This is a genomic window from Arenimonas daejeonensis (assembly GCF_007993735.1).
Classification (GTDB): domain Bacteria; phylum Pseudomonadota; class Gammaproteobacteria; order Xanthomonadales; family Xanthomonadaceae; genus Arenimonas; species Arenimonas daejeonensis.
Genome location: NZ_CP042453.1, coordinates 2,427,594 through 2,453,180 on the forward strand (window position 1 = coordinate 2,427,594; position 25,587 = coordinate 2,453,180).

A 25,587-nucleotide genomic window follows, 5' to 3' on the forward strand; every position below is an offset into this window, starting at 1 on the left:
GGCGGGGGAGGGCCGGGGTGGGGGTGCTCGGTCTTGCCTTACTGATTCGCCAACATCGCCATCACCGCCTTCTGCACATGCAGCCGGTTCTCGGCCTCTTCGATGGCGATGCAGGCCGGCGAATCCATCACGCCGTCCGTGGCCTTGACGTTGCGGCGCAGCGGCAGGCAGTGGCTGAAGACGCCGTTGTTGGTCAGCGCCATCTTGGCTTCGTCGACGATGAAGTGCCTGTGGGCGTCACGGATGGGCTTTTCCTGCTCCCAGCGGCCGAAGTACGGGATGGCGCCCCAGCTCTTGGCATAGACCACGTCGGCGCCGGTGTAGGCCTCGGTGATGTCATGGCTCATGCGGAAGCTGCCGCCGGACTCGGCGACGTTGTCGCGGGCCCAGCCCAGGTAACGTTCATCCAGCGCGTATTCTGGCGTCGGGCACAGCAGGGTCACGTCCATGCCCATCCGGGTGGCGATGGTCAGGGCGGAGTTGGCCACCGCCGTGTTGAGCGGCTTGGGGTGGTAGGTCCAGGTCAGCACGAACTTCTTTCCGCGCAGGTCGGTGGTCTTGAAGTGCTCCTGCAGCGCCAGCGCATGCGCCAGCTCCTGGCAGGGATGGGTGATGGTCTCGAGGTTGATCACCGGCACCGTCGAATACTTCGCGAAGGCCTGAAGCACCCGGTCCTCGCGGTCCACCGCCCAGTCCGGAACTTCGGGAAGGCGCGCACCGCCACCAGGTCCACGTAGCGCGACAGCACCCGGGCGACCTCGGCAATGTGCTCCTCGGCCTCCCCGTCCATCACCGAGCCGACCTTGAACTCGATCGGCCAGGCGTCCTTGCCGGGCTGCAGCACCACGGCATGGCCGCCCAGCTGGAAGGCCCCCAGCTCGAAGCTGGTGCGGGTACGCAACGAGGGGTTGAAGAACACCAGGGCGATGGATTTTCCCTTGAGCTGGTCACCGGCCTTGCTGCGCTTGAACGCGGCGGCCTGGGCCAGCACGCCATCGAGCTCGGCACGGGACCAGTCCTGGGTGTTGAGGAAGTGCTTCATCAAGGGGTTCCTGTCGGGAGTCCAAAACCAAAAACAAAAAAGCCCAGCACGAGGCTGGGCTTTTCCGGTGAACAAGCAGTGACGTCCGGTTTACCCAGCTGGCGTGGAGGGTTCCGGTCGGCGCGCGCGCGAGGTCATGCCCGCCGCCATGTAGGCGGAGGTAAGCACGTCGGCGCTGGCGCAGGTCAGGTTCATTCGGGGGCAGTATGCCGGCCGGGACGGCCGGCCGCAACTCAACGGGCGGCGGTGGCGCCGTCGTCAGGCATCACCGAGACCCGGATGCGCAGGCGGTTGCCCGGGTCGTAGGGCAGGCGGGACATGTATTTTTCGCCCTTGTACATGTATTCGACGTCGTAACCGACCACCTGGCGCTCCTCGCGCTCGACCTCGACGACCTGGCAGCCCCGGGCTTCGGCCTCCTGCTTGTTCTTGGCGATGTTGTGGCCAACGGCGCCACCGGCCACCGCGCCGGCCACGGTGGCCGCCTTGCGGCCGCTGCCGCTGCCGACCTGGTTGCCCAGGGCCGCGCCGACGATGGCGCCGATCACGGTGCTGCCGGTGGTCTTGCCCGACTGCCGGTATTCGACCTCGTCGCAGCGCTCTTCCGGGACCCGGGTGCGGATCGTCTCGACCACTTCGTCGGCGCGCAGCACCTGGGCGTAGCCATAGCTGACGTTCTCGGGAATCGCCGTCTCGTAATAGGGGGACTGCTCGATGGAGTCCTGCTCGTACTGGGCCAGCGCGGGCGTGGCGGCGGCCAGCAGCAGGAGCGGCAGGATGCGGTGCACAGCGGTCATGGTGGATCTCCGTCGGGGGCATGCATCGCACCTGGACCTCCCCGGTCCGACCCGGGACTCGGGCCACGCGCGATGCTGACGCGGCAATTCAAGCATCCAGCGGCTGAACCCGAGCCTAAGAATTTCGTTAAGCGGCCGGTCCGGCTTGCTAGACTTCAGCTTTCCGCCCGACCCCCGCCATGGACCTGCGCCTCTACAACAACCTGCACCGGCAGCTCGAGACCTTCGAGCCACGGGACCCGAGCCGGGTCACCATGTACGTCTGCGGACCCACCGTCTACAACTACGTGCACATCGGCAACGTACGGCCGCCGGTGGTGTTCGGCGTCCTGGCCAACCTGCTGCGCCGGCGCTATCCGAAGCTGGTCTACGCCCGCAACATCACCGACGTGGACGACAAGATCAACGCGGCGGCGCGCGAACGCGGCGTGCCCATCAGCGAGATCACCGGCAAGTACACCCAGGCCTATTTCGACGACCTGGCCCGGCTGGGCGTGGCACCGGCCGACGTGACGCCGCACGCCACGGCGCATATCGGCCACATCATCGCCATGATCGAGCGCCTGATCGACAGCGGCCACGCCTATGTGGCCGAGGGCCATGCACTGTTCTCGGTGGCCAGCTTCCCCGACTACGGCAAGCTTTCGCGCCGCGACCCGGAGGAGATGCTGGCCGGCGCCCGCGTCGAGGTGGCCCCGTACAAGCGGGATCCCGGCGACTTCGTGCTGTGGAAACCCTCCACGCCCGACCTGCCCGGCTGGCCTTCGCCCAGGGCGTCGGCCGCCCGGGCTGGCACATCGAATGCTCGGCGATGGCCGAGGCGCACCTGGGCGACACCATCGACATCCACGGCGGCGGCGTCGACCTGCAGTTCCCGCACCACGAGAACGAGATCGCCCAGAGCACCTGCGCCCACGGCGGCGAGGTGTTCGCGCGGTACTGGCTGCACAACGGCATGCTGACCTTCGACGGCGCCAAGATGAGCAAATCGGTCGGCAATGTCTCGCTGGTGCACGACCTGCTGGACCAGCACCCGCCCGAGGCGCTGCGTTATGCCCTGCTGTCGGCCCATTACCGGCAGCCGCTGGACTGGTCGGACAACCTGATCGAACAGAGCGTGCGCACGCTGGACAGGCTGTACGGAACGCTGCGCGACCTGGCTGACGTGCCCGTGACCCAGCCAATGGTCCCGGTGGCGGTCGAAGCGGCGTTGTGCGACGACCTGAATACGCCCGCGGCTTTGGCCGAACTCTCGCGCATCGCCGGCGAAGCCCGGAAGGCGGAGGGTCCGCTGGCCCGCGCCAACCTAAAGGCCGAACTGCTGGGCGGCGGCGAACTGCTGGGCCTGCTGCAGCAGGATCCGGCCGCCTGGTTCAATCGCGGCAGTGCCGAAGGCGACGACATCCGCATCCAGGCCCTGGTGGACGAACGCAATGCCGCCAAGGCCCAGCGCGACTTCGGCCGCGCCGACGCCATCCGAAAGCAGCTCGCCGACGAAGGCGTGCTGCTGGAGGACACGGCCCAGGGCGTGCGCTGGAGGCGCGGCTGATGCGTCCTACCGAACCCAGCGCCGCCGAAGCGCAGGCCGCCATCGCCGAAGAGTTCGGTTTCTTCGGCGACTGGTCCGAGCGCTATCAGTACCTGATCGACCTGGGCCGCAAGCTGCCGCCCTTCCCCGAAGACGCCAAGACCGAAGCCAACCGCCTGCATGGCTGCCAGTCAATGGTCTGGATCACCGTCTCCGGTGATGCCGACGACCTGGAATTCCACGCCGTCAGCGATTCCAGCATCGTCTCCGGCCTGATCTACCTGGCGCTGCGTGTGTACTCCGGCCGCAGCGCGGCACAGATCCTTGCCACGTCACCCGACTACATCGCCGGCATCGGCCTGGCCAAACACCTGTCGCCCACCCGCAGCAACGGCCTCGCGTCCCTGCTGCAGTTCATCCAGGACACCGCACGCCGGTTCTCGCCACCCCAGGAGTGATCCACATGCCCCACCGCCGTCTGCTCGCCCTCTGCCTTGCTGCTGCCCTGGGCGCACCGGCCGCCACCGGGGCACAAACACCGGGCCTGGCGCCGGCGCTGGACGAGATGCCGGCCGACAGCCAGCGCCTGGCGCCGGTGGTGCAGCGTTTCCGAACCGACCTGGGCAGCCTGGGCCGCGTCCACGACACCACCGCAGGACCGCGCCGTGAAGCCGCGCTTCGCGGGCTGTACACCGACTGGCAGGCACGACTGAGGGAAATCGACCCGTCGGGCCTGGGTCTGAAGACCGCATCGACCACGCCCTGCTCGGACGCGACCTGGCCTACCGCCTGGAGCAACTGGACTTCGAACGCCGCCGTTATCTGGAGGCCGCACCGCTGCTGCCCGGCGTGGACGCCCTGATCGACCTGGCCGAGGCCCGCCGCGAACTGCAGTACCCGGATGCACGCACCAGTGCCGAAACCCTCGAGCGCAGCCGGCGTGCCCTGTCCGATCTGCACAAGCGGCTGGAGAAGGACCCGAAGGCGCTGGGCACCACGCCCATCGTCGCCCACCGCGCATCGCGCCTGCTGGATGGCGTGCGCCGCGACCTGAAGGAGTGGTACGGCTTCCACGCCGGGTACGACCCGCAGTTCAGCTGGTGGGCCAAACAGCCCTACGAGGCGCTGGACCAGCAGATGCAGAACACCGGCAAGCTGCTGCGCGACAAGCTGGCGGGCGCCAATGATCCGGAAACCATCATCGGCGACCCGATCGGCCGCGCGGCCCTGGTGTCGGGCCTGCGCCACGAGCTGATCCCCTACTCGCCCGAACAGCTGATGGACCTGGCCGAGCGCGAGCTGGCCTGGTGCCAGCGCGAACTGCAGAAGGCCGCCGCCGAAATGGGCGTGAAGGACTGGAAGCAGGCGCTGGAGATCGTCAAGTCGCGCCACCCCGCCCCGGGCGAACAGCCGAAGCTGGTGGTCGAGCTGGCCGATGAGGCGATCGACTATCTGGTCGCCAATGACCTGGTCTCGGTGCCCGAGCTGGCCAAACGCGACTGGCGCATGACCATGCTGACGCCGGAGTACCAGCTGCAGGCGCCGTTTTTCCTCGGTGGCCAGGACGTGTGGGTGGCCTACCCCACCGACACCATGCCGCACGACAAGAAGCTGATGGCCCTGCGCGGCAACAACCGCCACTTCTCCCGGGCGGTGGTGCACCACGAGCTGATCCCGGGCCACCACCTGCAGTATTTCTACAACAGCCGCTACCAGACCCAGCGCGAACTGTTCGACACGCCGTTCTGGACCGAGGGCTGGGCGCTGTACTGGGAGTTCCGCCTCTGGGACCGGGGTTTCGCAAAAACGCCCGAGGACAAGATCGGCATGCTGTTCTGGCGCAGCCACCGTGCTGCCCGCATCCTGTTCTCGCTGGGTTTCCACCTGGAGAAGATGACGCCGGACCAGGCCGTGGACCTGCTGGTCGAACGTGTCGGCCACGAGCGCGAGAACGCCCGCGCCGAAGTGCGCCGCAGTTTCGCCGGCGACTACGGCCCGCTGTACCAGATCGCCTACATGATCGGCGGCCTGCAGTTCTACGCACTGCACGACGAGATCGTCGGCGCCGGCAGGATGAACGAGCGCGACTTCCACGACGCCATCCTCAAGGGCGGCCCGATGCCGGTGGCCGTGGTGCGCGCCCGCCTGCGCGGCGAACTGCCGCCGGGCGAACTACAGGCCGACTGGAAGTTCTACGACTTCGGCGGCGGCCGCTGAGCCCCGGTCACATGACACTGCGCACCATCACGGTTGGCCGCTACGTCACGCCCCTGCGCGAAGGGGGTTCGCTGCCGGCCCTGGTCGAGGCGGATGACGAGGGGCTGTATATACTCAAGTTCCGCGGCGCCGGCCGGGGCCGAAGGCCCTGGTGGCCGAGATCATCGCCGGTGGCATCGCGCGGGCACTGGGCCTGGACGTGCCCGAGATCGTGCTGGCCGAACTCGATCCAGACCTCGCACGCACCGAACCCGACCCTGAGATCCAGGAGCTGATCCGGGCCAGTGGCGGTACCAATGTCGCGCTCGACTTCCTGCCCGGCTCGGCGAATTTCGATCCGGTGGCCGATCCGGTGGATGCGGCCCTGGCCTCGCGCATCGTCTGGCACGACGCCTTCACCAGCAATGTCGACCGCAGCGCCCGCAACACCAACCTGCTGGCCTGGCACCGGCGACTGTGGCTGATCGACCACGGTGCGGCGCTGTATTTCCACCACGGCTGGGACGGCGAACCCGACGCCGCGGACAAAGCCTTCCCGATGGTCCGCGACCACGTGCTGCTGCCCTTCGCCAGCCGACTGGTGGAAGCCGACGCGGCGCTGGCGCCGCGGCTCGACGCCGGCACCATTGCCGGCATTGTCGCCGACGTGCCCGATGCACTGCTGCCGGATGCGACGATCGGCGATGCACAAACCCAGCGCCGCGCCTACGTCGAGTATTTCTGCCGCCGCCTGGCCCGTCGCCACTTCGTCCAGGAGGCCATCGATGCACGCGGCTGATACCTACGACTATGCCGTGATCCGCGTCGTGCCCCGGATCGAGCGCGAGGAATTCGTCAATGCCGGCGTGATCCTTTCCTGCCAGAAGCTCGGCTTCCTCGGCGCGCGCATCGCGCTGGACGAGGCGCGGCTGCTGGCGCTGGCGCCGGACGTGGACCTTGAACTGGTGCGGCGCCACCTGGCGGCGATCCCGGCGATCTGCGCCGGCCATGCCGACGCCGGCCCGATCGGCGCGCTGCCGCCGCGCGCGCGTTTCCATTGGCTCACCGCCCGCCGCAGCTCGATCATCCAGACCTCGCCGGTGCACACCGGCCGCTGCGGCGACCCCGAAGCCACGCTCGACCGACTGCTGACGAAACTGGTGGGTTGAGGCAAAAAGAAGCCCCGCCGGAGCGGGGCTGCTTCTTCGTGCGGTGCCGAAGGGCTTATTCGCCCATCTGCTTCTGGCGGTGTTCCCAGCGTTCCTGCGCGTCGATGGTGCGCTCGGCGGTCAGGCGCGCCTCCAGGCGCTCCAGGCCGATTTCCTCACCGGTGTCCACGCAGTAGCCGTAGCTGCCGTCCTCGATGCGCTTGAGCGTGCTGTCGATCTTGCTGATCAGCTTGCGGTAGCGGTCGCGGGTGCGCAGCTCGAGCGAGTTCTCGGATTCGCGGCTGGCACGTTCGGCTTCGTCGCCGACGTCGCGCACTTCTTCCTTGAGGTTCTCGATGGTCTGCTTGGATTCCTCGACCAGGTCGTCCTTCCACTGCAGCAGGCGCTGGCGGAAGTACTCGAGCTGCATCGGGCCCATGTATTCCTCTTTCGCACTCGGCTTGTAGCCCGCCGGCAGCGTGACCCGCTCGCGCGAGGCCGCCGGCTTGATGCTGCGTTCCGGGCGCGGGGCCGCCGGCTTGACGTAACCGGCACGCACGCCGTCGCGACGGACCGGAGCCGGCTTGGGCGCCGGCACTGGCGTCGGGGCCGGCTTGGCGACCGGGGCCGGCTTGCCCTTGGCGGGCGCGGCAACCGTCTTGGCAGCTGGCTTGGCGACGACCGGCTTGGGCGCAGGCTTGGCGGCTGGCTTGCTGGCTTTCGCGACCGGCTTGACGGCTTTCGCCGGCTTGGCCGCCGCCTTCTTGGCGACTGGCTTGGCGGCCTTCTTGGCCGGCTTCGCAGCGGGTTTGGCCTTGGCGGCGGGCTTGGCGACCTTCCTGGCCGGTTTGACGACCTTCTTGACGGCCTTCTTGGCGGGCTTGGCGGCCGGCTTGGCCTTGGCAGCCGGCTTCTTCACCGGCTTGCTGGCTTTGACGGGCTTCTTGGCGGCCGGTTTGGCGGCGGCCTTCTTGGTGGTTTTTTTAGCGGCCACTAGGGCGATTCCTCTCTTTCCTTGAGGCTCGAAGGCGGCGTGTTATAGCCTAGTCCTTCTCCAGCGGCAACCTTAGTCCTGCCGCCCCGTCGGCGCAATCCGTGAAAAAACCCGCCATCCTGCTGTTGCGTGGCTACAAAGTGCTCATCAGTCCCCTGCTGGGCCAGCGCTGCCGTTTCCATCCCAGTTGCTCGGAATACACCATGGAGGCGATCGAGCGCTTCGGCGTGGTCCGCGGCAGTTGGCTCGGCGCGAAGCGCATCGGACGCTGCCACCCCTTCCATCCCGGCGGCCTGGATCCGGTCCCCGAATCCTGGCCCGAAAAGAGGACGCCATGACCCAACTGCTGATCAAGAACGCCCGCATGGTGAACGAAGGCCGCGAATTCGAAGGCGACCTGCGCGTGCGCGGCGACCGCATCGAACAGATCGGCGCCGACCTGTCGGCGCGCGACGGCGAAACCGTGCGCGATGCCCGTGGCCAGTGGCTGCTGCCGGGGGTAATCGACGCCCAGGTGCACTTCCGCGAGCCCGGCATGGAACACAAGGGCGACCTGGAGACCGAACCCGCGGCCGCGGTCGCCGGCGGCGTCACCAGCTTCCTTGAAATGCCCAACACCAAACCGCCGGCGCTGGACAACGAGACGCTGGAGGACAAGTACCGGCGCGCCACCGGCCGCTCGCGCGCCAACTTCGGTTTCTATTTCGGCGCCAGCAACGACAACCTCGAGAACGTCAAGCGCATCGACCCGTCCACCACGCCCGGCCTGAAGATCTTCATGGGCGCCTCCACCGGCAACATGCTGGTGGACGACCCGGCGGTCCTGGACGCCATGTTCCGCGAGTGCCGCGTACCGATCATCACGCACTGCGAAGACACGCCGATGATCGACGCCGAGATGGCGAAGGCGAAGGCGAAGTACGGCGACGATATTCCCGTGGACCTGCACGGCGTCATCCGCTCGCGCGAAGCCTGCATCAAGTCCACGCGGCTGGCGCTGGAACTCGCCCGCAGGCATGGCACCGCCCTGCACGTGCTGCACATCAGCACCGCCGAGGAACTGCTGCTGTTCGAGCCGGGCCCGGTCGAGGGCAAGCAGATCACCGCCGAGACCTGCGTGCACTTCCTGCATTTCGCCCGCGCCGATTACGCCACGCGCGGCAACTTCATCAAGTGCAATCCGGCGATCAAGGAAGCCAGTGACCGCGCCGCGATCATCAAGGCGGTGGCCGAGGACCGCGTGGACGTGCTGGCGACCGACCATGCCCCGCACACGCTCGCCGAGAAGCAGCAGCCCTACATCAGCGCGCCGTCGGGACTGCCGCTGGTGCAGGATTTCCTGAGCTGCGCGCTGCAGAAGGTGCACGACGGCCACTTCAGCCTGCCGCATCTTGTGAAGAAGATCGCGCATGCCCCGGCGCTGCGCTTCGGCATCCAGGAACGCGGCTTCCTGCGTGAGGGCTATTTCGCCGATCTGGTGCTTGTGGATCCGGACGCGCCGTTCACGGTGCTGCGCGAGAACGTGCTGTCGAAATGCGGCTGGTCGCCGTTCGAGGGCGAAAGCTTCCGCTCGCGCGTGGCCGCCACCTACGTCAATGGCGAACTGGCCTGGGATGGCCGCCAGCACGTGGGCAGCGCGAAGGGCCGGCGCCTGGCTTTCGCACGATGAGCCTGCTGTTCGCCGCGCTGCTGGCCGTCGCGGCCGCGCCGGTGCCGGCGGATCCGCAGCGGGTGGTGTTCCCGGACAGCGTGTCACAGGGTGCGATGGTGATCGGCAAGGTGCCGCCCGGCAGCGAAGTCCGGCACGCCGGCCGGATGTTGCGCGTGACCGGGTACGGCAGCGTGGTGTTCGGCGTGGGCCGAGACGCGGCGGGGCCGCTGCAGGTCAGTGTCACGCGTCCCGACGGCAGCCGGCAGACGCTGGCGATTGCGGTCGAAGCGCGCGACTGGCCCGTGGAGAAGGTCAGCGGCGTACCGCCGCGCACGGTCTCGCCGCCGCCGGAAGTGGCCGCACGCATCGCCCGCGAAGCCGCCCAGGTGGGTGCCGCCCGCCGCGCCGACGACGCCCGTGCGGACTTCGCGCAGCCCTTCCAGTGGCCGGTGGCCGGCCGCATCAGCGGCCGCTTCGGCAACCAGCGGATCTACAACGGCAACCCGGGCAGTCCTCATTCAGGCATGGACATCGCCGCGCCCGCGGGCACGCCGGTGAAGGCGCCGGCCGCCGGCGTGGTCACGCTGGCCGCGCCGGATTTCTACATCACCGGCGGCACCCTGATCATCGACCACGGCCACGGCATCAGCTCTAACTTCCTGCACCTCTCGGGCATCGACGTGAAGCTGGGCGACCGGGTCGAACAGGGCCAGGTCGTGGCCCGGGTGGGCGCCACCGGCCGCGCCACCGGCCCGCACCTGCACTGGGGCATGAACTGGTTCGACGTGCGCATCGACCCGCTGCTGGTGCTCGAGCGAGCGAAGCTGGCGGCGCGCAGCGCGGTGGTCACGCTCGACGGGCCACACCTCGTCCTGCAGGGAGCAACGGGCGATCCGGACCGCATGCAGGTCCTGAGCGACTTCGCCTTGAGACTGCGCCGCTGCCTTGAGCAGCGCGGTGTTGCCCTCGCGACCACGATGGTCAACCAGCCCGTGATCGTGCTCAGCGAAGGCGGCCAGGAGTTGGAGCTCGTTATGCCGGACCGGCTTGGTGCCTATGCGTTCTGGCCCGGCCGCAAACCTGGCGAGGCGATGCTGTACACCATTATCCGCGGCAAGACCCAGTCGAGCGTCCAGGAGCTGGCGCAGTCCTATTTCGAAGGCCCGCCCTGCCCCACGGCCGGCTGATCCTTCCCCTGAAAAGCAGAACCCCGGGCAAGCCCGGGGTCGAGGAAGCAGTGGAGCGCCGCTTCAGCGCGACGCCAATCCATCCGGCAACGCCGTGTAGCCCCCTGGCACGCCCTTGGTCGCGACCGCCACCGCATCGTGCGGATGCAGGCTTTCATGGTGCGAGGCGCGCAACCAGAAGTCGCCGATGCGCTCGTCCGCGTTCAACGCCGCCTGGATGCGGCGGGCCGCGTCCTCGCAGAACATCAGGTTCTGGCCGTTGAGCAGGGCGAAGGCCTGCTCGTCCACGCGCTTGACCGCGGTCTGCACCGGCGTCTTCAACGCGTCCTCGATGCGGTCGATGATCTCGACGATCGGGAAATCCAGGAACGAAGGCACCAGCCGCAGCTTGACCTCGGCAACGCTGCGCTGGCTGTGCGGGGTGGCGCGGATGCCCTGCTCGGTGCCCAGCCAGGCCAGCACGGCCTCGCGGTCCAGCGCCTTGCCGGCGGCGAAGTCGGCTTCGAACTGCTCCTGGATCAGCTGGCGCGCCAGCGCCGCCGAACACGGGCAGGTGCTGGAGTACTGCACCTGCAGCCCGAGCTCGAGCGCGAAGTGGCCGCGGTCCATCACGCCGGTGATCGTCACCGGGTAGCTCTTCCAGCCGCTGTTGTCGCTGGCCAGGGCCTGGCGACGCACGAGGTGCTCGAACTTCAGGCTGACCAGGGCGCGGTCGGACAGGTCGGCGTGCGATTCCATAAATCCTTCAGCAGGTGGTGCACGCCGGCGGGCGTGACCGGCTCGGCCGACAGCTTCTTGTCCACGTGCAGGTACAGACGCGACATGTGGATGCCGCGCACGTCGGGACGCTTGAGGTTGACGAAGGCGTTCACGCGCGCGCCGCTGCTGACGCTGCGGCCGTCGGCGCCCTGCAGCAGCACCGGCATCTCGATCTCGCCCATGCCGACCCAGTCCAGCGCGCCGGCCTGGGCCGGGTGCGCGTCGGTGGCGATGTCGGGCATCACGCGGGCGGTGTTTTCAAGATTGCTGGGGGCCACGTCGGCGCTCCTTTTTCGATTCACGGCAAGCTAAGTGAGGGCGGGTGCAGGCTACGTCAAGTTCAGGACCCGGACGCCGGCGCGCCCGCAACAATGCGTCTCAGCCGCCCCGGGCGATGCGCCAGGCACGCCAGACGCTGAGCGGCGCGGCCGGTGGCGCGAAGCCGTTGCCGGCGGCCAGGCGCGACAGCCGGGCCCGGTCGAAACCGGTGCGCAGGCGGCGGAACAGCGGGCCCGAGGCCCCGGGAAGCGCATGCGCCAGGTCCCGGGCCCAGTCACTGAGCAGGCGTTCGCCCTGCCCGGCCGCGACCTGGGCGGCGGTCAGGCCGTGCCGGGCCAGCAGGTTCAGCGGCAGCCGGGCCTGGTCTTCGGCCGCCAGGCCGGCCGGCAGGCGCTGCAGCAGCAGGTGCACAGACAGCGCATCCGCCGTGTCGCTTGCCGTGGTTTCACCGAACAGCGCCGCCTCCACGTCCGCCAGCGCGCGGGCCAAAGGACGGACCTGGTCCAGCGCCTGGGCCGCATCGGCAGGCCGGTCGTCGAACTGCGCCTGTTCCAGCAGCGCGCGCGCCAGCGCCGTCCAGGGCAAGGCCGGCGCATCCAGCACGGCACTGATCGGATGGCGGCCGCGGCCCTGGGCCAGGTTCACCAGTTCCTCGGCCCACCACTGGCTTTTCACCGCGGTGACGCGGGCGTCGCTCAGTTCGAACGCGGCCTCGCGCAGTTCGTGCACCAGTGCACCCCAGGCGCGGTAATGCACGCGCGCTTCCGGCGCACAGAAAACCTCGGCCAGCGCCATCTCCGGCTCGCGCCGGTGCCACTTGGCGACAAAATGTTCGATCGCGTCGGCGGGCAGGGTGTTCACGCCGGCAGCAGGTCGGTGCGCGCCAGCAGCTCGCGGGCATCGGCGCAGGCATGGTCGGCGCCCCACTGCAGCGGGTCGTCGCCGGGTTCGCGATAACCCCACAGCGCGGCGACCGACACCATGCCGGCGCGGCGCGCGGCGACCACGTCGCGCTCGTCGTCGCCGACATAGATCGCTTCGCCGGGCGCGATGCCCAGCCGTTCGCAGGCCAGCAGGATCGGCGCCGGATCCGGCTTGCGCTGCGGCAGCGTGTCGCCGCCCACCAGCACCGCGCAGCGCCGCGTCCAGCCGAAGCCCTCGACCACGCCCACCGCCAGCCCTTCGGGCTTGTTGGTGACGATGCCCCAACGCAGTCCACGCGCTTCGATCGCGGACAGCAACTCGGCGATACCGGGGAACACCACGCTGTCCACCGCCAGGGCTTCACCGTAAAACGCGAGGAACGGCGCCAGCAGGGCTTCACGCTCGCATTCGGCGAGATCGGGAAGGGCCACCGACAACATCGCCCGGCCGCCCTTGAAACCACCTGCCGCAGGCGCTCCAGCGGCACCGGCGCACGACCGAGGCCGGCGAGCACGCGGTTCACGGCATGGCAGAGGTCCGGGGCACTGTCGACCAGGGTGCCATCGAGGTCGAACAACACCGCACGCAGCGGCTGGGACATCAGGCTTTCACCGCGCAGGCCAGGTAGTTGATCGCGGTCGGGCCGCCGACCCAGGCCTTGCGGCGGATCGGGTCGTAGGCCAGGCCACTGACGTCCTCGGCCTGCAGGCCGGCCGCGCGCAGCCAGGCCGCGAGTTCGGAAGGTTTGATGAACTGCTTGTAGTCGTGCGTGCCCCTGGGCAGCAGCCGCGCCACGTATTCGGCACCGACGATGGCGACAGCGAAGGCCGCCGGCGTGCGGTTGAGCGTGGACAGGAACAGGCGGCCGCCGGGCTTGAGCAGGGTCGCACAGGCCTTCACGATGGCGCCGGGATCGGGAACGTGCTCGAGCATCTCCATGCAGGTGATGGCGTCGAAGCTGGCCGGCGATTCGGCGGCCAGCGTCTCCACCGACTGCAGGCGGTAGTCCACCTTGAGACCGGACTCGAGCAGGTGCAGCCGGGCGACATCGATCAATTCGGGCGCGAGGTCGAGCGCGGTCACGTCGGCGCCTTCACGCGCCAGCGCCTCGCTGAGCAGACCGGCACCGCAGCCGACATCCAGCACGCGCGCGCCAGGCAACGCCACGCGATCGCGCACGTAACCCAGGCGGGCGGGATTGAGTTCGTGCAGCGGCCGCTGCGGACCCAGCGGGTCCCACCAGCGGTTGGCGAGTGCGCCGAACTTGTCCAGTTCAGCCTGGCTGGCATTGGCCGAGGGCGCGGTCATGCGCCGGTCCGGAGCGTGGCGATGCGGCTGCGCCACTGCCGCGCCTTGGCACGGATGGCGTCCGTATCGAGGTCGGTGAACGCACCATCGGCGAGCTTGTGCACGCCAGCGACCCAGACGTCGGACACCTGGTGCCGGCCGGTGGCATAGACCAGCTGCGAGATCGCATGGAACATCGGCTGGGTCTCCAGCGGATCGAAATCAACGCAGGCCAGATCGGCCTGCTTGCCCGGCTCGATCGAACCGATGGACTCGCCCAGGCCCATCGCCCGGGCGCTGCCCAGGGTGGCCATACGCAGCGCACTGGCGGCATCCAGCGCCGAAGCGTCGCCGGAGACGCCCTTGGCCAGCAGCGCCGCAGTGCGCATCTCGCCGAACATGTCCAGGTCGTTGTTGCTGGCGCAGCCGTCGGTGCCCAGGGCCAGGTTGACGCCGGCCTGCTGAAGCTTGTGCACGGGACAGAAGCCCGAGGCCAGCTTGAGGTTGATTCCGGGCAATGCACCACCGACACGCCGCGCTCCGCGCACAGGGCGATCTCGGCATCGTTCAGGTCGGTCATGTGCACGGCCATCAGCCGGTCGTTGACCAGGCCCAGGCGGTCGAGCCGCGCCAACTGGCGCATGCCGTGCTGCTTCATCGCCTCGACGTTCTCGTGCGCGGTTTCGTGCACGTGGCAGTGCACGCCGAGGTCGAGCTGGTCGGCCAGCATGCGGATGCGCCCGAAGCCGGCATCGTTGACCGTGTACGGCGCGTGCGGCACGAAACACAGCGACACCAGGGCGTCGCGGCGCCAGTTGTCATGAACTTCCCTGGGCCTTGTCGAAATATTCGTCCTGCGTGCGGGCCCAGGCCGTCGGGAAGTCGATCACCGGCAGGCCGACCAGGGCGCGGAAGCCGAGGCGTGAATAGGTCGCGGCCTGCACGTCCGGGAAGAAATAGTTTTCGGCGCAGGCCGTGGTGCCGCCGCGCAGCATCTCCGCCACCGCCAGCTCGATGCCGTCGGCGACGAACTCCGGGCCGATCACCCGCCCTTCGATCGGCCAGATGTGCTGCTGCAGCCAGGTCATCAGCGGCAGGTCGTCGGCGACGCCGCGCAGCAGGGTCATCGGGTTGTGGCAGTGGGCGTTGACCAGGCCCGGGACCAGCACCGAGCCCGGGCGGCTCACCACCTCTTTCGCCGTGAAGCGGGCGCGGGCCTCGGCCCGCGGCAGCACCGCCAGGATGACGCCGTCGCGGATGGCGACGGCGTGGTCTTCCAGCACGACCGCGTGCGGCTCGACCGGCACGACCCAGCCGGCTTCGATCAGCAGGTCGCAGGCTTGGGTCGCGGCGGCGGTCGTCATGCGGTCACTTCACCCGCGAGACGTACTCGCCGGAGCGGGTGTCGACCTTGATGATCTCGTCCTGGTTCACGAACAGCGGCACGCGCACCACGGCGCCGGTCTCGAGCTTGGCCGGCTTGCCGCCGCCGCCCGAGGTGTCGCCGCGCACGCCCGGGTCGGTCTCGACGATCTTGAGTTCGACGAAGTTCGGGGCCTGCACCGCGATCGGGGTACCGTTCCAGAGCGTCACGACGCAGGGCTCCTCGCCCTTGAGCCAGTTCTTGGTCTCGCCCACGCCGGTGGCGTCGGCCTGGACCTGCTCGAAGGTCTCCTGCTGCATGAAGTGCCAGTACTCGCCGTCGGAGTAGAGGAACTGCATGTCGGTGTCGATGACGTCGGCGGCTTCCAGGTTGTCGGTGGCCTTCATGGTCAGCTCGACCACGCGGCCGGTCTTGATGAAGCGGTACTTCACCCGGGTGAAGGCCTGGCCCTTGCCGGGCTTGACGTATTCGGTGTCGGTGATCACGCACGGCTCGCCGTTGACGATGATCTTCATGCCGTTCTTGACGTCGTTCATGCCATAGCTGGCCATGTGGAGCTCCTGGGTGGATTGCCGGGCCGCCGGTCTGTCGGGGCGGCTGGACGGCTACAATGGTGACCGTTCCGGGACCCGCCGGGTCCCGTTCAAGCCGCACATGATAACCGCCAAGCCCCTGTCTCCGCAGCAGATTGCCGCCAACGGCCCGGCCCGGTGGCAGGCGCTTTGGCGCGACGCCATCCGTGATCCGGACGAACTGCTGGCCCTGCTGGGCCTGCCCGGGCTGGCCACGCGGGTTTCCGGATCGGCCGCGGCGCAGTTCCCGCTGCGGGTGCCGCGTGGGTTCGCGGCGCGCATGCGCCCCGGCGACCCGCACGATCCGCTGCTGCGCCAGGTGCTGCCGCTGGACGACGAGGACCGGGTGGTACCGGGTTTCGGCCTCGATGCCGTCGGCGACCGCGACGCCCGCGGCGGCACGGGCGTGATCCACAAATACGACGGCCGCGCCCTGCTGGTGGCGACCGGCAGTTGCGCCGTGCATTGCCGCTACTGCTTCCGCCGGCATTTCCCCTACGGCGAGGAAACCGCGGCAGCCAACCATTGGCGCGAAGCCCTGGACTACCTGGCGGCCGATCCGTCCATCCACGAAGTGCTGCTGTCAGGCGGCGACCCGCTGTCCCTGGCCACGTCCAAGCTCGCCGAATTCACGGACGCGCTCGCCCGCCTGCCCACGGTCCGCCGGCTGCGGCTGCATACGCGCCTGCCGGTGGTCCTGCCCGAACGGGTGGACGCCGAGTTGCTGGCCTGGCTGGCCGCCCTGCCCCAGCAGGTGGTGGTCGTGATCCATGCCAACCATGCCCGGGAAATCGACGCCCCGGTGGCCGAGGCCCTGGCGGCACTGCGCCAGGCCGGCGCCACCCTGCTCAACCAGGCGGTGCTGCTGCGGGGGTCAACGACCGGACCGAGGATCTTGCCGAACTGTCCGAGCAACTGTTCGAGGCCGGGGTGCTGCCCTATTACCTGCACCAGCTGGACCGGGTCGCCGGCACCGCCCACTTCGAAGTGCCGGATCAAACCGCCCGGGAACTGCACGCCGGGCTGGCCGCGCGGCTGCCGGGCTACCTGGTGCCGCGGCTGGTGCGGGAGGTCGCAGGAGCCCCCGCAAAAACCCCGTTGTAGTGGTGTTGACTGACCGACATTCTGGTATTGTCTCAATCCCCCGTGCAAGCCCTTGATGCATAAAGGAGTACCTCTGGATGGCACAGCAGGACGCCGTGATCCGCTTGCTCCTGGTGGAAGACCGCCTGGAGGACGCTGAACAGCTGATCAGCCACCTCCGCAACGGCGGCATGGCCGTGCGCCCGCAGCGCCCGGAATCCGAGGACGAACTGGTGCAGTTGCTGTCCAGCCAGAGCATCGATCTGGTGCTGGCCGCTTTCGAGGCCAAATACCTGCCGCTGGCCACGGTCGTCGAACGTGTCACCGCCACCGGCAAGGACATCCCGGTGCTGGCCTCCACCAACGTGCTCGACGAAAAAACAGTGCTGGCCGCGCTCGAAGCCGGCACCCGCGACATCGCACTGCGCAACCACGCCGGCCACGTGCAGGCGGTCGTGCGCAGCGAATTCGCCGCGCTGCTGGCCCGCCGCGGCCTGCGCCACCTGGAAGCCTCGCTGCGCGAGACCGAACGCCGCTGCGACGCGCTGATCGCCTCCTCGCGCGACCCGATCGCCTACGTGCACGAAGGCATGCACATCCGCGCCAACGACGCCTATCTGGAGATGTTCGGCTTCGAGGGTTTCGACGAGATCGAAGGCCTGTCGGTGCTCGACCTGATCGCGTCCCAGCACGCCGACACCTTCAAGCAGGTGCTGAAGAAACTGACCAAGGGCGAATCGCCGCCGAAGCAGCTCCAGCTGCAGGCGCAGCGCACCGACGGCAGCACCTTCGACGCGGTGATGGAGTTCACGCCGGCCACCTACGAGGGCGAGTCCTGTCTGCAGATCGTATTCCGCCAGCAGACGGTGGACGCCGAGATGGTCAAGGAACTCGACACGCTGCGCCAGCGTGACACCCTGACCGGCCTGTTCAACCGCCAGCACTTCATGACCGAACTCGAGGCCGCGGTGGCGCGCGCCGCCGACGGCAAGGGCCAACAGGCTTTCCTGCTGGTCGAGCCCGACCAGTACGAAAACCTGCTGGCCGAGATCGGCCTGGCGCATGCCGACGACCTGATCAAGGGCATCGCCGAGCGCCTGCAGTCGGCATTGGACGAGAACACCCTGGCTGCGCGCCTGAGCGACCACAGCTTCGCCGTGCTGTGCCTGGCGCACGACCACACTCACAGCCAGAAGCAGGCCGAACGCATCCGCGACGCCTTCCACGACCACATCCTGGAAGTGGGCAACCGCTCGCTGAACCAGGGCGTGAGCATCGGCGGCGTGCAGATCGGCGAGAAGGTCGCCAGCGTCTCGCAGGTGATGGGCAAGTCCAGCCAGTGCCTGGCCTCGTGCATCGGCATGGGCGGCAACCGGATCGAGATCTTCGATCCGGCGGCACGCGACCGCGCCGAGGAAGAACGCATCCAGGCCTGGGTCGAGCGCATCCGCGAAGCACTCAGCGGCGACCAGTTCGTGCTGCATTACCAGCCGATCATCAGCCTGACCGGCGCCGAGGAAGAGAACTACGACGTTTACCTGCGCATGAAGGGCCCGGGCGGCGAGATCATCCCGCCGATGACCTACCTCTCCATCGCCGAAGAACACGGCCTGCTCGACGACATCGACCGCTGGGTGATCCAGCATTCGATCTCGGTCATCGCCGAGCGCATGAAGGCCGGCAAGCACACCAACCTGTTCGTGAAGGTGACCCCCGCATCGCTGGTCGAGGGTGGTCTGGACGCCTTCATCGGCGACCAGATCAAGGCCCACGGCATCCCCGGCGACCGGCTGGTGCTGCAGATCCCGGAATCGAAGGTCTTCACCCACCTCAAGGCCGTGCAGTCGTTCCAGAAGGCGGTCTCGGCCCTGGGCTGCCGCGTGGCGCTGGAACAGTTCGGCACCGGCCTGAACTCGTTCCAGATGCTCAGCCACTTCGACCCGGCCATCCTGAAGATCGACCGCAGCTTCATCACCGAGCTGGGCAAGAACGCCGACGTGCAGAAACAGGTGCGCGAGATCGTCGACAAGGCTCACGCCGCCGGAAAACTGACGGTGGCCGAATTCGTGTCAGACGCGGGCACGATGAGCGTGCTGTTCGGCATGGGCATGGACTTCGTCGAGGGCAACTTCCTGGCCGCCGCGGGTCCTGCCATGAACTACGACTTCGGTTGATCCACCGGCCGTTTGAACGAAAAAGCCCGCCGGAAGGCGGGCTTTTGTTTCCATGTCCCGAAGGATCAACCACGCACGGTCTGCGCGGAGGCCGGCGCTTCACGCAGGGCCTGGATGCGCTCGGCCAGCGGCGGGTGGCTCATGAACAGGCGCTTGAAGCCGCCGCCGACGCTACCCGAGATGCCGAATGCGCGCACCTGGGTCGGTAGCGTGCTCTGGCCGTAGGTGCTGGCCAGCTTCTGCAACGCCGCGATCATCTTCTCGCGCCCGGCCAGGCTGGCGCCGCCGGCATCGGCGCGGAACTCGCGCCAGCGGCTGAACCACATGGCGATGATGGACGCCAGCAGGCCGAACACGATGTCGAGCACGAACACGATGGCGTAATACGCCAGGCCGCCGCCGTCGCGGTTGCCGCTGATCGCCGAATCGATGATGCGGCCGACCACGCGCGCGAGGAAGATCACGAAGGTGTTCAGCACGCCCTGGATCAGGGCCATGGTCACCATGTCGCCGTTGGCGACGTGGCTGACCTCATGCGCCAGCACCGCCTCGGCCTCGTCGCGGTTCATCGCCCGCAGCAGGCCGGTGGACACCGCCACCAGCGAGTTGTTGCGGCTGGGGCCAGTGGCGAAGGCGTTGATCTCGGGCGCATCGTAGATGCCGACTTCGGGCATCTTGATGCCGGCCGCCTCGGCCTGGCGGCGCACCGTGTTGTACAGCCAGGTCTCGGCCTCGTTGCGCGGCTGTTCGATCAGATGCATGCCGGTGGTGCGCTTGGCCATCCACTTGGAGATGGCGAGCGAGAAGAACGAGCCACCGAAGCCGAAGATGGCGGCGAACACCAACAGCGTGCCGTTGTTGCCGAGCGTGACGCCGAAGACGTTCTGCAGCACGCTCAGGACGATGCCCAGCAGCACCATCACGGCGAGGTTGGTGGCCAGGAACAGGGCGATACGTTTGAACATGGGGGCGGGTCCGTGGGAGTGGGTGCCGCTGAGCGCGGCTGTTAGGGTAAATGTACGCCGTTGCCGTTAAATTCAAGTCACCATGACCCAGCCAGCCCGTCCGTGCGGACGTTTCGCCCCCTCGCCCACCGGCCCCCTGCACTTCGGCTCGCTGGTGGCGGCGCTGGGCAGCTGGATGATGGCGCGGCACCGGGGCGGCGACTGGCGGGTGCGCATCGAAGACCTCGACCCGCCCCGGGAAGTTCCCGGGGCCTCCGAACGCCAGTTGCACACGCTGCAAGCCTTCGGCATGACCGCCGACGGCCCGGTGTGGCGCCAGAGTGGGCGCCACCCGGCCTATGCCGACGCGCTGCGCCGCCTGTTGGCCAGCGGCGACGCCTTCGAATGCCGCTGCAGCCGCAGCCAGCTCGAGGCCACGGGCGGCATCCATCGCGCCTGTGTCGCGAACGACAGCTCGCGGCCGGCCGCCATCCGGTTGCGACTGCCAGACACGACGCTGGAGTTCGAGGACTCCGTGCAGGGCGTGTTCCGGCAGTCGCTGGCACGCGAGGTCGGTGACGTCGTGCTGCGCCGTAGCGACGGTTTCTGGGCGTACCAACTGGCCGTGGTGGTGGACGACGCTGCGCAGGACATCACCGACGTGGTGCGTGGCGCCGACCTGCTCGACTCCACGCCGCGGCAGATCCACCTGCAGCGATGCCTGGGGCTGCCCACGCCCGCTTACACGCACCTGCCGCTGGTGCTGGACGCCGACGGCCAGAAGCTCGGCAAGTCACTGCAGTCGCTGCCGGTGGACGATTCCGATCCCTGGCCTGCGCTGATCGCCGCCTGGCGTTTCCTCGGCCAGGCGCCAGCGGCGCTGGCGCGTTCAGGCAAGCCGGAACTTGCACTGCAGCGGGCGCTGGCGGCGTTCGATCCGGCGCGCATTCCGCGCGTGCACGGACAGCCCGTCAGCAGGATTGACACCGTCCGCTGAACGTTCACGGACGGACACCGGGTGCAACTTGCACCCGGCGCCGGGCTGGAGGATGCTTCGGGACCCGACCGTGCCGCCGCGGCGCGAAAACTTCCCGGTGCCCTTCATGTCGCAAGTCCGCATCATCAAGAAGTATCCGAACCGCCGGCTCTACGACACCGAGATCTCCAGCTACATCACCCTGGAAGACGTGCGCCAGCTGATCTGCGAGCGCGAGGAATTCACGGTGCGCGATGCCCGTTCCGGCGCCGATCTCACCCGCACCGTGCTGATGCAGATCATCGCCGAGCACGAGGAACACGGGCAGCCGATCTTCACCACCGAACTGCTGACCCAGGTGATCCGTTTCCGCGGCGACTCGCTGCAGGGCATGCTGGGCAGCTTCCTCGAGCGCAGCCTGCAGTTCTTCCTCGACCAGCAGCAACAGGTCCGCGGCCAGATCGGCAGCCTGGTCGGCCAGGCGCCCTGGCGCTGCTGAACCAGCTGGCGGAACGCAACATGGACCTGTGGAAATCCTTCCAGCAGGGCCTGGGCGGCGGCATCGCGCCCCCGGCCAGCAAGGGCAAGCCCAAGTCCGGCACGGGCACCCCGCGCGCCCGCTCCCGCTGAAGCGGCCGGCATGAGCCCGCGCATCGCCCTGGTCACCGGCGGCACCGGCGGCATCGGCCGCGAAACCTGCCGGCAACTGGCCCGCGCCGGCCTGCGCGTGGTCGCCGGCGACCTGCCCGCCGACGCCGCGCGATTGGCCGACTTCCAGGAAACGATGGTGGGCCTGGATGTGATCTTCCAGCCGCTGGACGTCGCCGACCCGACCTCCTGCGCCGCCGCACTGGCGGCGATCGAACGCAGCCACGGCCCGGTGGACGTGCTGGTGAATGCCGCCGGCATCACCCGCGACGCCACGCTGCGCAAGATGAGCCGCGAGCAGTGGGATGACGTGCTGTCGGTGAACCTCGACAGCGTGTTCACCCTGTGCAAACTGGTGGTGGACGGCATGTGCGAGCGCGGCTTCGGCCGCATCGTCAACATCAGCTCGGTCAACGGCCAGACCGGACAGTTCGGCCAGACCAACTACGCCGCCGCCAAGGCCGGCATGCACGGTTTCACCATGGCGCTGGCGCGCGAGGTGGCGCGCAAGGGCGTCACCGTGAATTCGGTCAGCCCGGGTTACATCCGCACGGCGATGACCGAAGCCATGCCCGAAGACGTCAAACAGCAGGTGCTGGCGATGGTGCCGGCCGGCCGCATCGGCGAACCCGCCGACATCGCCCGCGCGGTGGTGTTCCTGTGCGACGGGCAGGCCGGTTACCTGACGGGCGTGAACCTGCCGGTGAACGGCGGGCTGTTCATCAGCTTCTGACGCGGGTCAGAGCTCTCGCGCGACCCGGAAGCCCAGGCGGGCATGGGTGGTGTCCGCCGGCGTCGGCTGGCGATAGGCCGAACGCGCACGGTCGAGCGTGCTGGCCCAGGACGCGCCGCGGATCACCCGCTCTTCGCAGCCCGGATTGACCCAGGCCGTGCCATCGCCTGGCGCGCGCCGGTAGCTGTCGTGCCAGCAGTCCTGCACCCATTCGGAAACGTTGCCGATCAGGTCGAAGGTACCCAGCGCCTCGGCAGGGAAACTGCGCACCGGCGCCGGGCCCCAGTGGCCGTCGCTGTAACCCGTGATCGCATTCGACCAGCGGCGCTTGAGCCGCGAGACGTCGCCGTCGCCCGTGAGGTTGCCGACCACACGGCCGGGTGGGCCGTCGCCCCAGGGGAAGGCCTCGCTGCGGCCGCCGCGCAGCGCGTATTCGAACTCCGCTTCGCTGAGCAGGCGGTAACGCTGGCCGGTCTGCGCCGACAGCCATGCCACGTAGGCTTCGGCGTCCTCGAAGGCGACGTGGACCACCGGCAGTTCCGGCGCCGCCGGGCGGCCGGCGTGGTCGCGCCGCCAGTCCACGCCGCGGTGCTCGCTCATCGCGCCGCCGCGCTCGTCATAGACGGTCGAACGTCCGCGGCGGGTGGCCAGGCTGCGGTACTGGGTCGCTTCGACGAAGCGGCCGAACTCGGCGACGGTGGTCTCGTTGCGGGCGATGGCGAAACCGCGCTTGAACTCGATTGCATGCTGCGGTCCTTCGTTGTCCTGGCGGCCGGCTTCCTCTTCCGGTGACCCCATGGTGAAACGACCGTGCGCCAGCACGATCATCTCCGGCCCCTCGCCGCCGACGGCCAGGGGCTCACTGAAAATCTGGCCCGGACGGAACCGGCCGTAATGGCGCGCCAGTTCGATGCGTTCGCTCAGCGCGTCCAGGCCGCGTGCCTGCACCGACACCCGCTCGGCTTCGGCCAGGCGCCGCGCCGCCAGTTCCAGGTCGAGCGCGTCCACGGCGGCATCACCCTGGGCCAGCAACTGGTCGGTGCGTGCCTGCCGCAGTTCGACGATGCGCGCGGCCATGTCCTGCGCGGCGGGCGAGTCAGGCAGGATGCGCGCGGCTTCCGCCTGCAGGCGCTCGGACTCGGCATAGTCGCCGGCTTGGGCCGCCGCCAGGGCCTGGTTGAGACGGTCCGACTGCAGCCGCACCAGACCGTCGCGTGCCGGCATGAACTCGGGATAGGCCTGCAGCGCCTCGCGATAGGCCGCGACCGCGCCCTTTCCCTCGGGCTTGAAGATGCGTCCGCCGCGGGCACGGATGTCGCCACGACGCACCATGTCCTGCGCACGCAATGCGGCCTCGATGGCTTCGCGATACGACGCCAGGTCCGGATGTTGCGGGCGCGCACGCGCCAGCACGCGCTCGAAGCGCTGGGCGTCGCTGACTCGGCCCTCGGCCAGGGCGGCGCGGCCGCGCAGCATGAGCTCGCTTGCGATGGCGTCCACGCCGGCGCCGGCTTCGGCGTGTTCCGGGTCGGTGGCCAGGATGGCGAGATAGCGCTCGAGTGCGCCGGGTTCGGGTTCGGGTTCGGCGGTGCTGGTGGGGTCGGTGGCTGCGGGAGGTTCGGCACGCAACAGCTTGCCGGCCTCGTGGGCCTCGGTGGCGGCCCGGAGCGCCGCGCGCAGACCGGATTCCGGCACCGGCTCGATCACGGGTTGCCAGTCCGGCACCTCGGGCGCTTCGGCGGCGGGCGCTTCTTCGACCGCCATCGCGGCCTCCAGCTCGGCCGGATCCACGGTTTCGGTCTGCGGCGCGGCCTCGGGTGCAGGCGCAGAGGGTGCGCCGCAGGCCGAGACAAGAGCGCCGGCCAGCAACAAGGCTGGCAATCGATGGAGCAGGGCTGGGGTCATACCGTGTGGGCGCATGCCCGTGGCGTCGGATCGACCTGGGCGCCCCGAACTTAGGCTAAGGTGCCGGCTTCTGGCAACCGCCCCGCCCTGTTGAGTACGCCCTTCTCTTGAGCACCTGGATCGACAACCCGCAGACCCTTTCCGAACGCCTTGCCCGCTGGGCCGGCCAGCCCACCGTGGCCCTGGACACCGAATTCATCCGCGAACGCACCTATTACCCGCAGCTGGCGCTGGTGCAACTGGCGATTCCCGGCGAGATCCTGCTGGTGGACCCGCTGGTGCCCGGCATGGATGACGCGCTGCGTCCGCTGCTGCTCGACCCGGCGGTCACCAAGCTGATGCACAGCGCCAGCGAGGACCTCCAGGCCCTGCAGCGCGGCTGCGCGGCGCTGCCGGCACCACTGTTCGACACCCAGGTGGCTGCCGCACTGTGCGGGCTCGGATCCGGCCTGGGCTACCAGAAGCTGGTGGAACAGGTCACCGGCATCCAACTGGCCAAGGGCGAGACCCGGTCGGACTGGCTGCGCCGTCCGCTCAGCGAGTCGCAACACGAATACGCCGCCGACGACGTGCGCCACCTGCACGCCGTTCACGAACTGCTCGATAACCGGCTCACCGAACTCAACCGTCACGCCTGGCTGCAGGCCGATGCGGATCGTGCGCTGCGAAACGCCGTGCAGGAAGGCGAAGACCCTGGCCGCACCTATGGGCGTGCGCAGCGCGCAGTCGCTGGACGCCGAGGGCCAGGTCCGCCTGTGCCGCCTGCTGCGCTGGCGCGACATCGAGGCCCGCCGCAGCGACCGGCCCAAGAGCTGGATCATCGACAACGAACTGGCGGTCGGGCTGGCGCGTCGTCCGCCGCGCGATTTCAACGAATTCAACGCCATGCTGGATCGCCATCCCAAGGCGCCGCGCCGTTCGCGCGGCGAGCTGTGGAACGCCTGACGGCACCGATCGAAGCCGAAGAGCGCGCCATTCCCCTGCTCAAGCCCGAGTCCTACGACAAGCAGACGCTCAAGGCGATGCAGGAAGCCGTGATCACCGTGGCCCAGGCCCATGGCCTGCCCGAGGGCCTGCTGTGCGCCCGCCGGCACCTGGAGTCGCTGCTGGAAGGTCGCGGCTGGCCGGAAGCGCTGAACGGCTGGCGCCGCGAGCTGCTGGAGCCGGCCCTGGCGCCGCTGATCCCTGCAGCCTGAACGCCACGGCTAGCCAGAGCCGCGGGGCATCCGTATAATTCGCGGACCTTCCGTGGGGGTAGCTCAGCTGGGAGAGCGCGTCGTTCGCAATGACGAGGTCGTGGGTTCGATCCCCATCCTCTCCACCACGAATCGAAAAGGCCGGACCTCGTGTCCGGCCTTTTTTTGCCGATGCGGACG

Annotated in this window: 17 protein-coding genes, 1 tRNA gene and 9 pseudogenes; 16 read left to right on the plus strand and 11 right to left on the minus strand. The window is 68.8% G+C overall.

What is annotated here, in order from left to right:
• Nucleotides 1–38: 38 nt before the first annotated feature.
• Nucleotides 39–1,042: pseudogene (locus FRZ33_RS11815) on the minus strand (N-acetylornithine carbamoyltransferase).
• Nucleotides 1,043–1,275: 233 nt separating this feature from the next.
• Entirely contained in the window at nucleotides 1,276–1,839 is a 564-nt protein-coding gene (locus tag FRZ33_RS11820) for a glycine zipper 2TM domain-containing protein (RefSeq protein ID WP_158637215.1), read from the minus strand.
• Nucleotides 1,840–2,018: 179 nt separating this feature from the next.
• Between FRZ33_RS11820 and cysS the strand changes: the two are divergent.
• From cysS to FRZ33_RS11845, 6 genes and pseudogenes are all read left to right on the plus strand, one after another.
• A pseudogene (gene cysS / locus FRZ33_RS11825) lies at nucleotides 2,019–3,388 on the plus strand (cysteine--tRNA ligase).
• Complete coding sequence (locus tag FRZ33_RS11830; RefSeq protein ID WP_146909864.1) at nucleotides 3,388–3,825, plus strand: SufE family protein; 438 nt, start codon at nucleotides 3,388–3,390, stop codon at nucleotides 3,823–3,825. The pseudogene cysS and the gene FRZ33_RS11830 overlap by 1 nt, the downstream one beginning before the upstream one ends.
• A 5-nt stretch (nucleotides 3,826–3,830) precedes the next feature.
• Complete coding sequence (locus FRZ33_RS16405; RefSeq protein ID WP_227977836.1) at nucleotides 3,831–4,229, plus strand: hypothetical protein; 399 nt, start codon at nucleotides 3,831–3,833, stop codon at nucleotides 4,227–4,229.
• Nucleotides 4,166–5,584 (plus strand): DUF885 family protein, encoded by a 1,419-nt coding sequence (locus tag FRZ33_RS11835; RefSeq protein ID WP_265468778.1) that lies wholly within the window; start codon nucleotides 4,166–4,168, stop codon nucleotides 5,582–5,584. The genes FRZ33_RS16405 and FRZ33_RS11835 overlap by 64 nt, the downstream gene beginning before the upstream one ends.
• Nucleotides 5,585–5,735: 151 nt before the next feature.
• On the plus strand, nucleotides 5,736–6,362 hold the full coding sequence (locus FRZ33_RS11840) for a HipA family kinase (RefSeq protein WP_227977838.1): 627 nt from the start codon (nucleotides 5,736–5,738) through the stop codon (nucleotides 6,360–6,362).
• Nucleotides 6,349–6,732: a DUF3037 domain-containing protein gene (locus FRZ33_RS11845; RefSeq protein ID WP_146909868.1), complete on the plus strand. Its 384-nt coding sequence runs from the start codon at nucleotides 6,349–6,351 to the stop codon at nucleotides 6,730–6,732. The genes FRZ33_RS11840 and FRZ33_RS11845 overlap by 14 nt, the downstream gene beginning before the upstream one ends.
• A 55-nt stretch (nucleotides 6,733–6,787) precedes the next feature.
• Here the strand turns inward: FRZ33_RS11845 and dksA are convergent, their stop codons facing one another.
• The gene (dksA, locus tag FRZ33_RS11850) at nucleotides 6,788–7,714 is read right to left on the minus strand and encodes an RNA polymerase-binding protein DksA (protein WP_425480636.1); all 927 of its coding nucleotides are present in this window, start codon (nucleotides 7,712–7,714) and stop codon (nucleotides 6,788–6,790) included.
• A 92-nt stretch (nucleotides 7,715–7,806) separates the two neighbouring features.
• Between dksA and yidD the strand changes: the two genes are divergently transcribed.
• From yidD to FRZ33_RS11865, 3 genes and pseudogenes are all read left to right on the plus strand, one after another.
• Nucleotides 7,807–8,043, plus strand: a complete 237-nt coding sequence (gene yidD / locus FRZ33_RS11855) for a membrane protein insertion efficiency factor YidD (protein ID WP_146909872.1) — start codon at nucleotides 7,807–7,809, stop codon at nucleotides 8,041–8,043.
• Nucleotides 8,040–9,374 carry a dihydroorotase gene (locus tag FRZ33_RS11860; RefSeq protein ID WP_146909873.1) on the plus strand — a complete coding sequence of 445 codons (1,335 nt, stop codon included), beginning with the start codon at nucleotides 8,040–8,042 and terminating at the stop codon, nucleotides 9,372–9,374. Before yidD ends, FRZ33_RS11860 begins: the two co-directional genes overlap by 4 nt.
• Nucleotides 9,371–10,180: pseudogene (locus FRZ33_RS11865) on the plus strand (M23 family metallopeptidase); the annotation flags it as partial. The gene FRZ33_RS11860 and the pseudogene FRZ33_RS11865, both read left to right, overlap by 4 nt.
• A 426-nt stretch (nucleotides 10,181–10,606) precedes the next feature.
• Here FRZ33_RS11865 and folE2 read toward each other — a convergent pair.
• The 6 genes and pseudogenes from folE2 to efp form a co-directional block, all read right to left on the minus strand.
• Nucleotides 10,607–11,544 (minus strand): annotated as a pseudogene (folE2, locus tag FRZ33_RS11870) (GTP cyclohydrolase FolE2).
• Nucleotides 11,545–11,680: 136 nt separating this feature from the next.
• On the minus strand, nucleotides 11,681–12,442 hold the full coding sequence (locus FRZ33_RS11875) for a hypothetical protein (protein WP_146909875.1): 762 nt from the start codon (nucleotides 12,440–12,442) through the stop codon (nucleotides 11,681–11,683).
• Nucleotides 12,439–13,106: pseudogene (gene gph / locus FRZ33_RS11880) on the minus strand (phosphoglycolate phosphatase). The gene FRZ33_RS11875 and the pseudogene gph overlap by 4 nt, the downstream one beginning before the upstream one ends.
• Entirely contained in the window at nucleotides 13,106–13,813 is a 708-nt protein-coding gene (ubiG, locus tag FRZ33_RS11885; protein WP_146909877.1) for a bifunctional 2-polyprenyl-6-hydroxyphenol methylase/3-demethylubiquinol 3-O-methyltransferase UbiG, read from the minus strand. The pseudogene gph and the gene ubiG overlap by 1 nt, the downstream one beginning before the upstream one ends.
• Nucleotides 13,810–15,156: pseudogene (locus FRZ33_RS17470) on the minus strand (TRZ/ATZ family hydrolase). The gene ubiG and the pseudogene FRZ33_RS17470 overlap by 4 nt, the downstream one beginning before the upstream one ends.
• 4 nt (nucleotides 15,157–15,160) lie before the next feature.
• Nucleotides 15,161–15,727 carry an elongation factor P gene (efp, locus tag FRZ33_RS11895; protein ID WP_146909879.1) on the minus strand — a complete coding sequence of 189 codons (567 nt, stop codon included), beginning with the start codon at nucleotides 15,725–15,727 and terminating at the stop codon, nucleotides 15,161–15,163.
• Between the two features lie 103 nt (nucleotides 15,728–15,830).
• On the opposite strand from efp, the pseudogene epmB reads away from it, so the two are divergent.
• Together epmB and FRZ33_RS11905 are read left to right on the plus strand one after the other, a co-directional pair.
• Nucleotides 15,831–16,852 (plus strand): annotated as a pseudogene (gene epmB / locus FRZ33_RS11900) (EF-P beta-lysylation protein EpmB).
• 77 nt (nucleotides 16,853–16,929) lie between these two features.
• Nucleotides 16,930–19,005, plus strand: coding sequence for a GGDEF/EAL domain-containing response regulator (locus FRZ33_RS11905; RefSeq protein WP_146909881.1), 2,076 nt, complete (start codon nucleotides 16,930–16,932; stop codon nucleotides 19,003–19,005).
• A gap of 65 nt (nucleotides 19,006–19,070) precedes the next feature.
• Here FRZ33_RS11905 and htpX read toward each other — a convergent pair whose 3' ends face one another.
• A complete protein-coding gene (htpX, locus tag FRZ33_RS11910; RefSeq protein ID WP_146909883.1) occupies nucleotides 19,071–19,970 on the minus strand; it encodes a protease HtpX in 900 nt (299 codons plus the stop codon).
• An 82-nt stretch (nucleotides 19,971–20,052) separates the two neighbouring features.
• Between htpX and gluQRS the strand changes: the two genes are divergently transcribed.
• The 3 genes and pseudogenes from gluQRS (at nucleotide 20,053) to phbB (ending at nucleotide 22,306) form a co-directional block, all read left to right on the plus strand.
• Nucleotides 20,053–20,946, plus strand: coding sequence for a tRNA glutamyl-Q(34) synthetase GluQRS (gene gluQRS, locus FRZ33_RS11915; RefSeq protein ID WP_146909884.1), 894 nt, complete (start codon nucleotides 20,053–20,055; stop codon nucleotides 20,944–20,946).
• A gap of 106 nt (nucleotides 20,947–21,052) precedes the next feature.
• Nucleotides 21,053–21,555: pseudogene (gene phaR / locus FRZ33_RS11920) on the plus strand (polyhydroxyalkanoate synthesis repressor PhaR).
• 10 nt (nucleotides 21,556–21,565) lie between these two features.
• On the plus strand, nucleotides 21,566–22,306 hold the full coding sequence (gene phbB / locus FRZ33_RS11925; protein WP_146909886.1) for an acetoacetyl-CoA reductase: 741 nt from the start codon (nucleotides 21,566–21,568) through the stop codon (nucleotides 22,304–22,306).
• Nucleotides 22,307–22,312: 6 nt separating this feature from the next.
• Here the strand turns inward: phbB and FRZ33_RS11930 are convergent, their stop codons facing one another.
• Entirely contained in the window at nucleotides 22,313–24,097 is a 1,785-nt protein-coding gene (locus tag FRZ33_RS11930; RefSeq protein ID WP_146909888.1) for a formylglycine-generating enzyme family protein, read from the minus strand.
• Nucleotides 24,098–24,318: 221 nt separating this feature from the next.
• On the opposite strand from FRZ33_RS11930, the pseudogene rnd reads away from it, so the two are divergent.
• Both rnd and FRZ33_RS11940 read left to right on the plus strand, forming a co-directional pair.
• Nucleotides 24,319–25,407, plus strand: a pseudogene (gene rnd / locus FRZ33_RS11935) (ribonuclease D).
• Nucleotides 25,408–25,459: 52 nt separating this feature from the next.
• Nucleotides 25,460–25,535 (plus strand) — tRNA-Ala (locus tag FRZ33_RS11940).
• The last annotated feature ends 52 nt before the right edge of the window (nucleotides 25,536–25,587 follow it).

Excerpts from the sequence above, each read along its gene's own strand:
- FRZ33_RS11905 (WP_146909881.1), top strand. The coding sequence starts at position 16,930 with ATGGCACAGCAGGACGCCGTGATCCGCTTGCTCCTGGTGGAAGACCGC.
- gluQRS (WP_146909884.1), top strand. The coding sequence starts at position 20,053 with ATGACCCAGCCAGCCCGTCCGTGCGGACGTTTCGCCCCCTCGCCCACC.
- FRZ33_RS11860 (WP_146909873.1), top strand. The coding sequence starts at position 8,040 with ATGACCCAACTGCTGATCAAGAACGCCCGCATGGTGAACGAAGGCCGC.
- FRZ33_RS11820 (WP_158637215.1), bottom strand. The coding sequence starts at position 1,839 with ATGACCGCTGTGCACCGCATCCTGCCGCTCCTGCTGCTGGCCGCCGCC.
- ubiG (WP_146909877.1), bottom strand. The coding sequence starts at position 13,813 with ATGACCGCGCCCTCGGCCAATGCCAGCCAGGCTGAACTGGACAAGTTC.
- efp (WP_146909879.1), bottom strand. The coding sequence starts at position 15,727 with ATGGCCAGCTATGGCATGAACGACGTCAAGAACGGCATGAAGATCATC.
- htpX (WP_146909883.1), bottom strand. The coding sequence starts at position 19,970 with ATGTTCAAACGTATCGCCCTGTTCCTGGCCACCAACCTCGCCGTGATG.
- phbB (WP_146909886.1), top strand. The coding sequence starts at position 21,566 with ATGAGCCCGCGCATCGCCCTGGTCACCGGCGGCACCGGCGGCATCGGC.
- FRZ33_RS16405 (WP_227977836.1), top strand. The coding sequence starts at position 3,831 with ATGCCCCACCGCCGTCTGCTCGCCCTCTGCCTTGCTGCTGCCCTGGGC.
- FRZ33_RS11830 (WP_146909864.1), top strand. The coding sequence starts at position 3,388 with ATGCGTCCTACCGAACCCAGCGCCGCCGAAGCGCAGGCCGCCATCGCC.
- FRZ33_RS11845 (WP_146909868.1), top strand. The coding sequence starts at position 6,349 with ATGCACGCGGCTGATACCTACGACTATGCCGTGATCCGCGTCGTGCCC.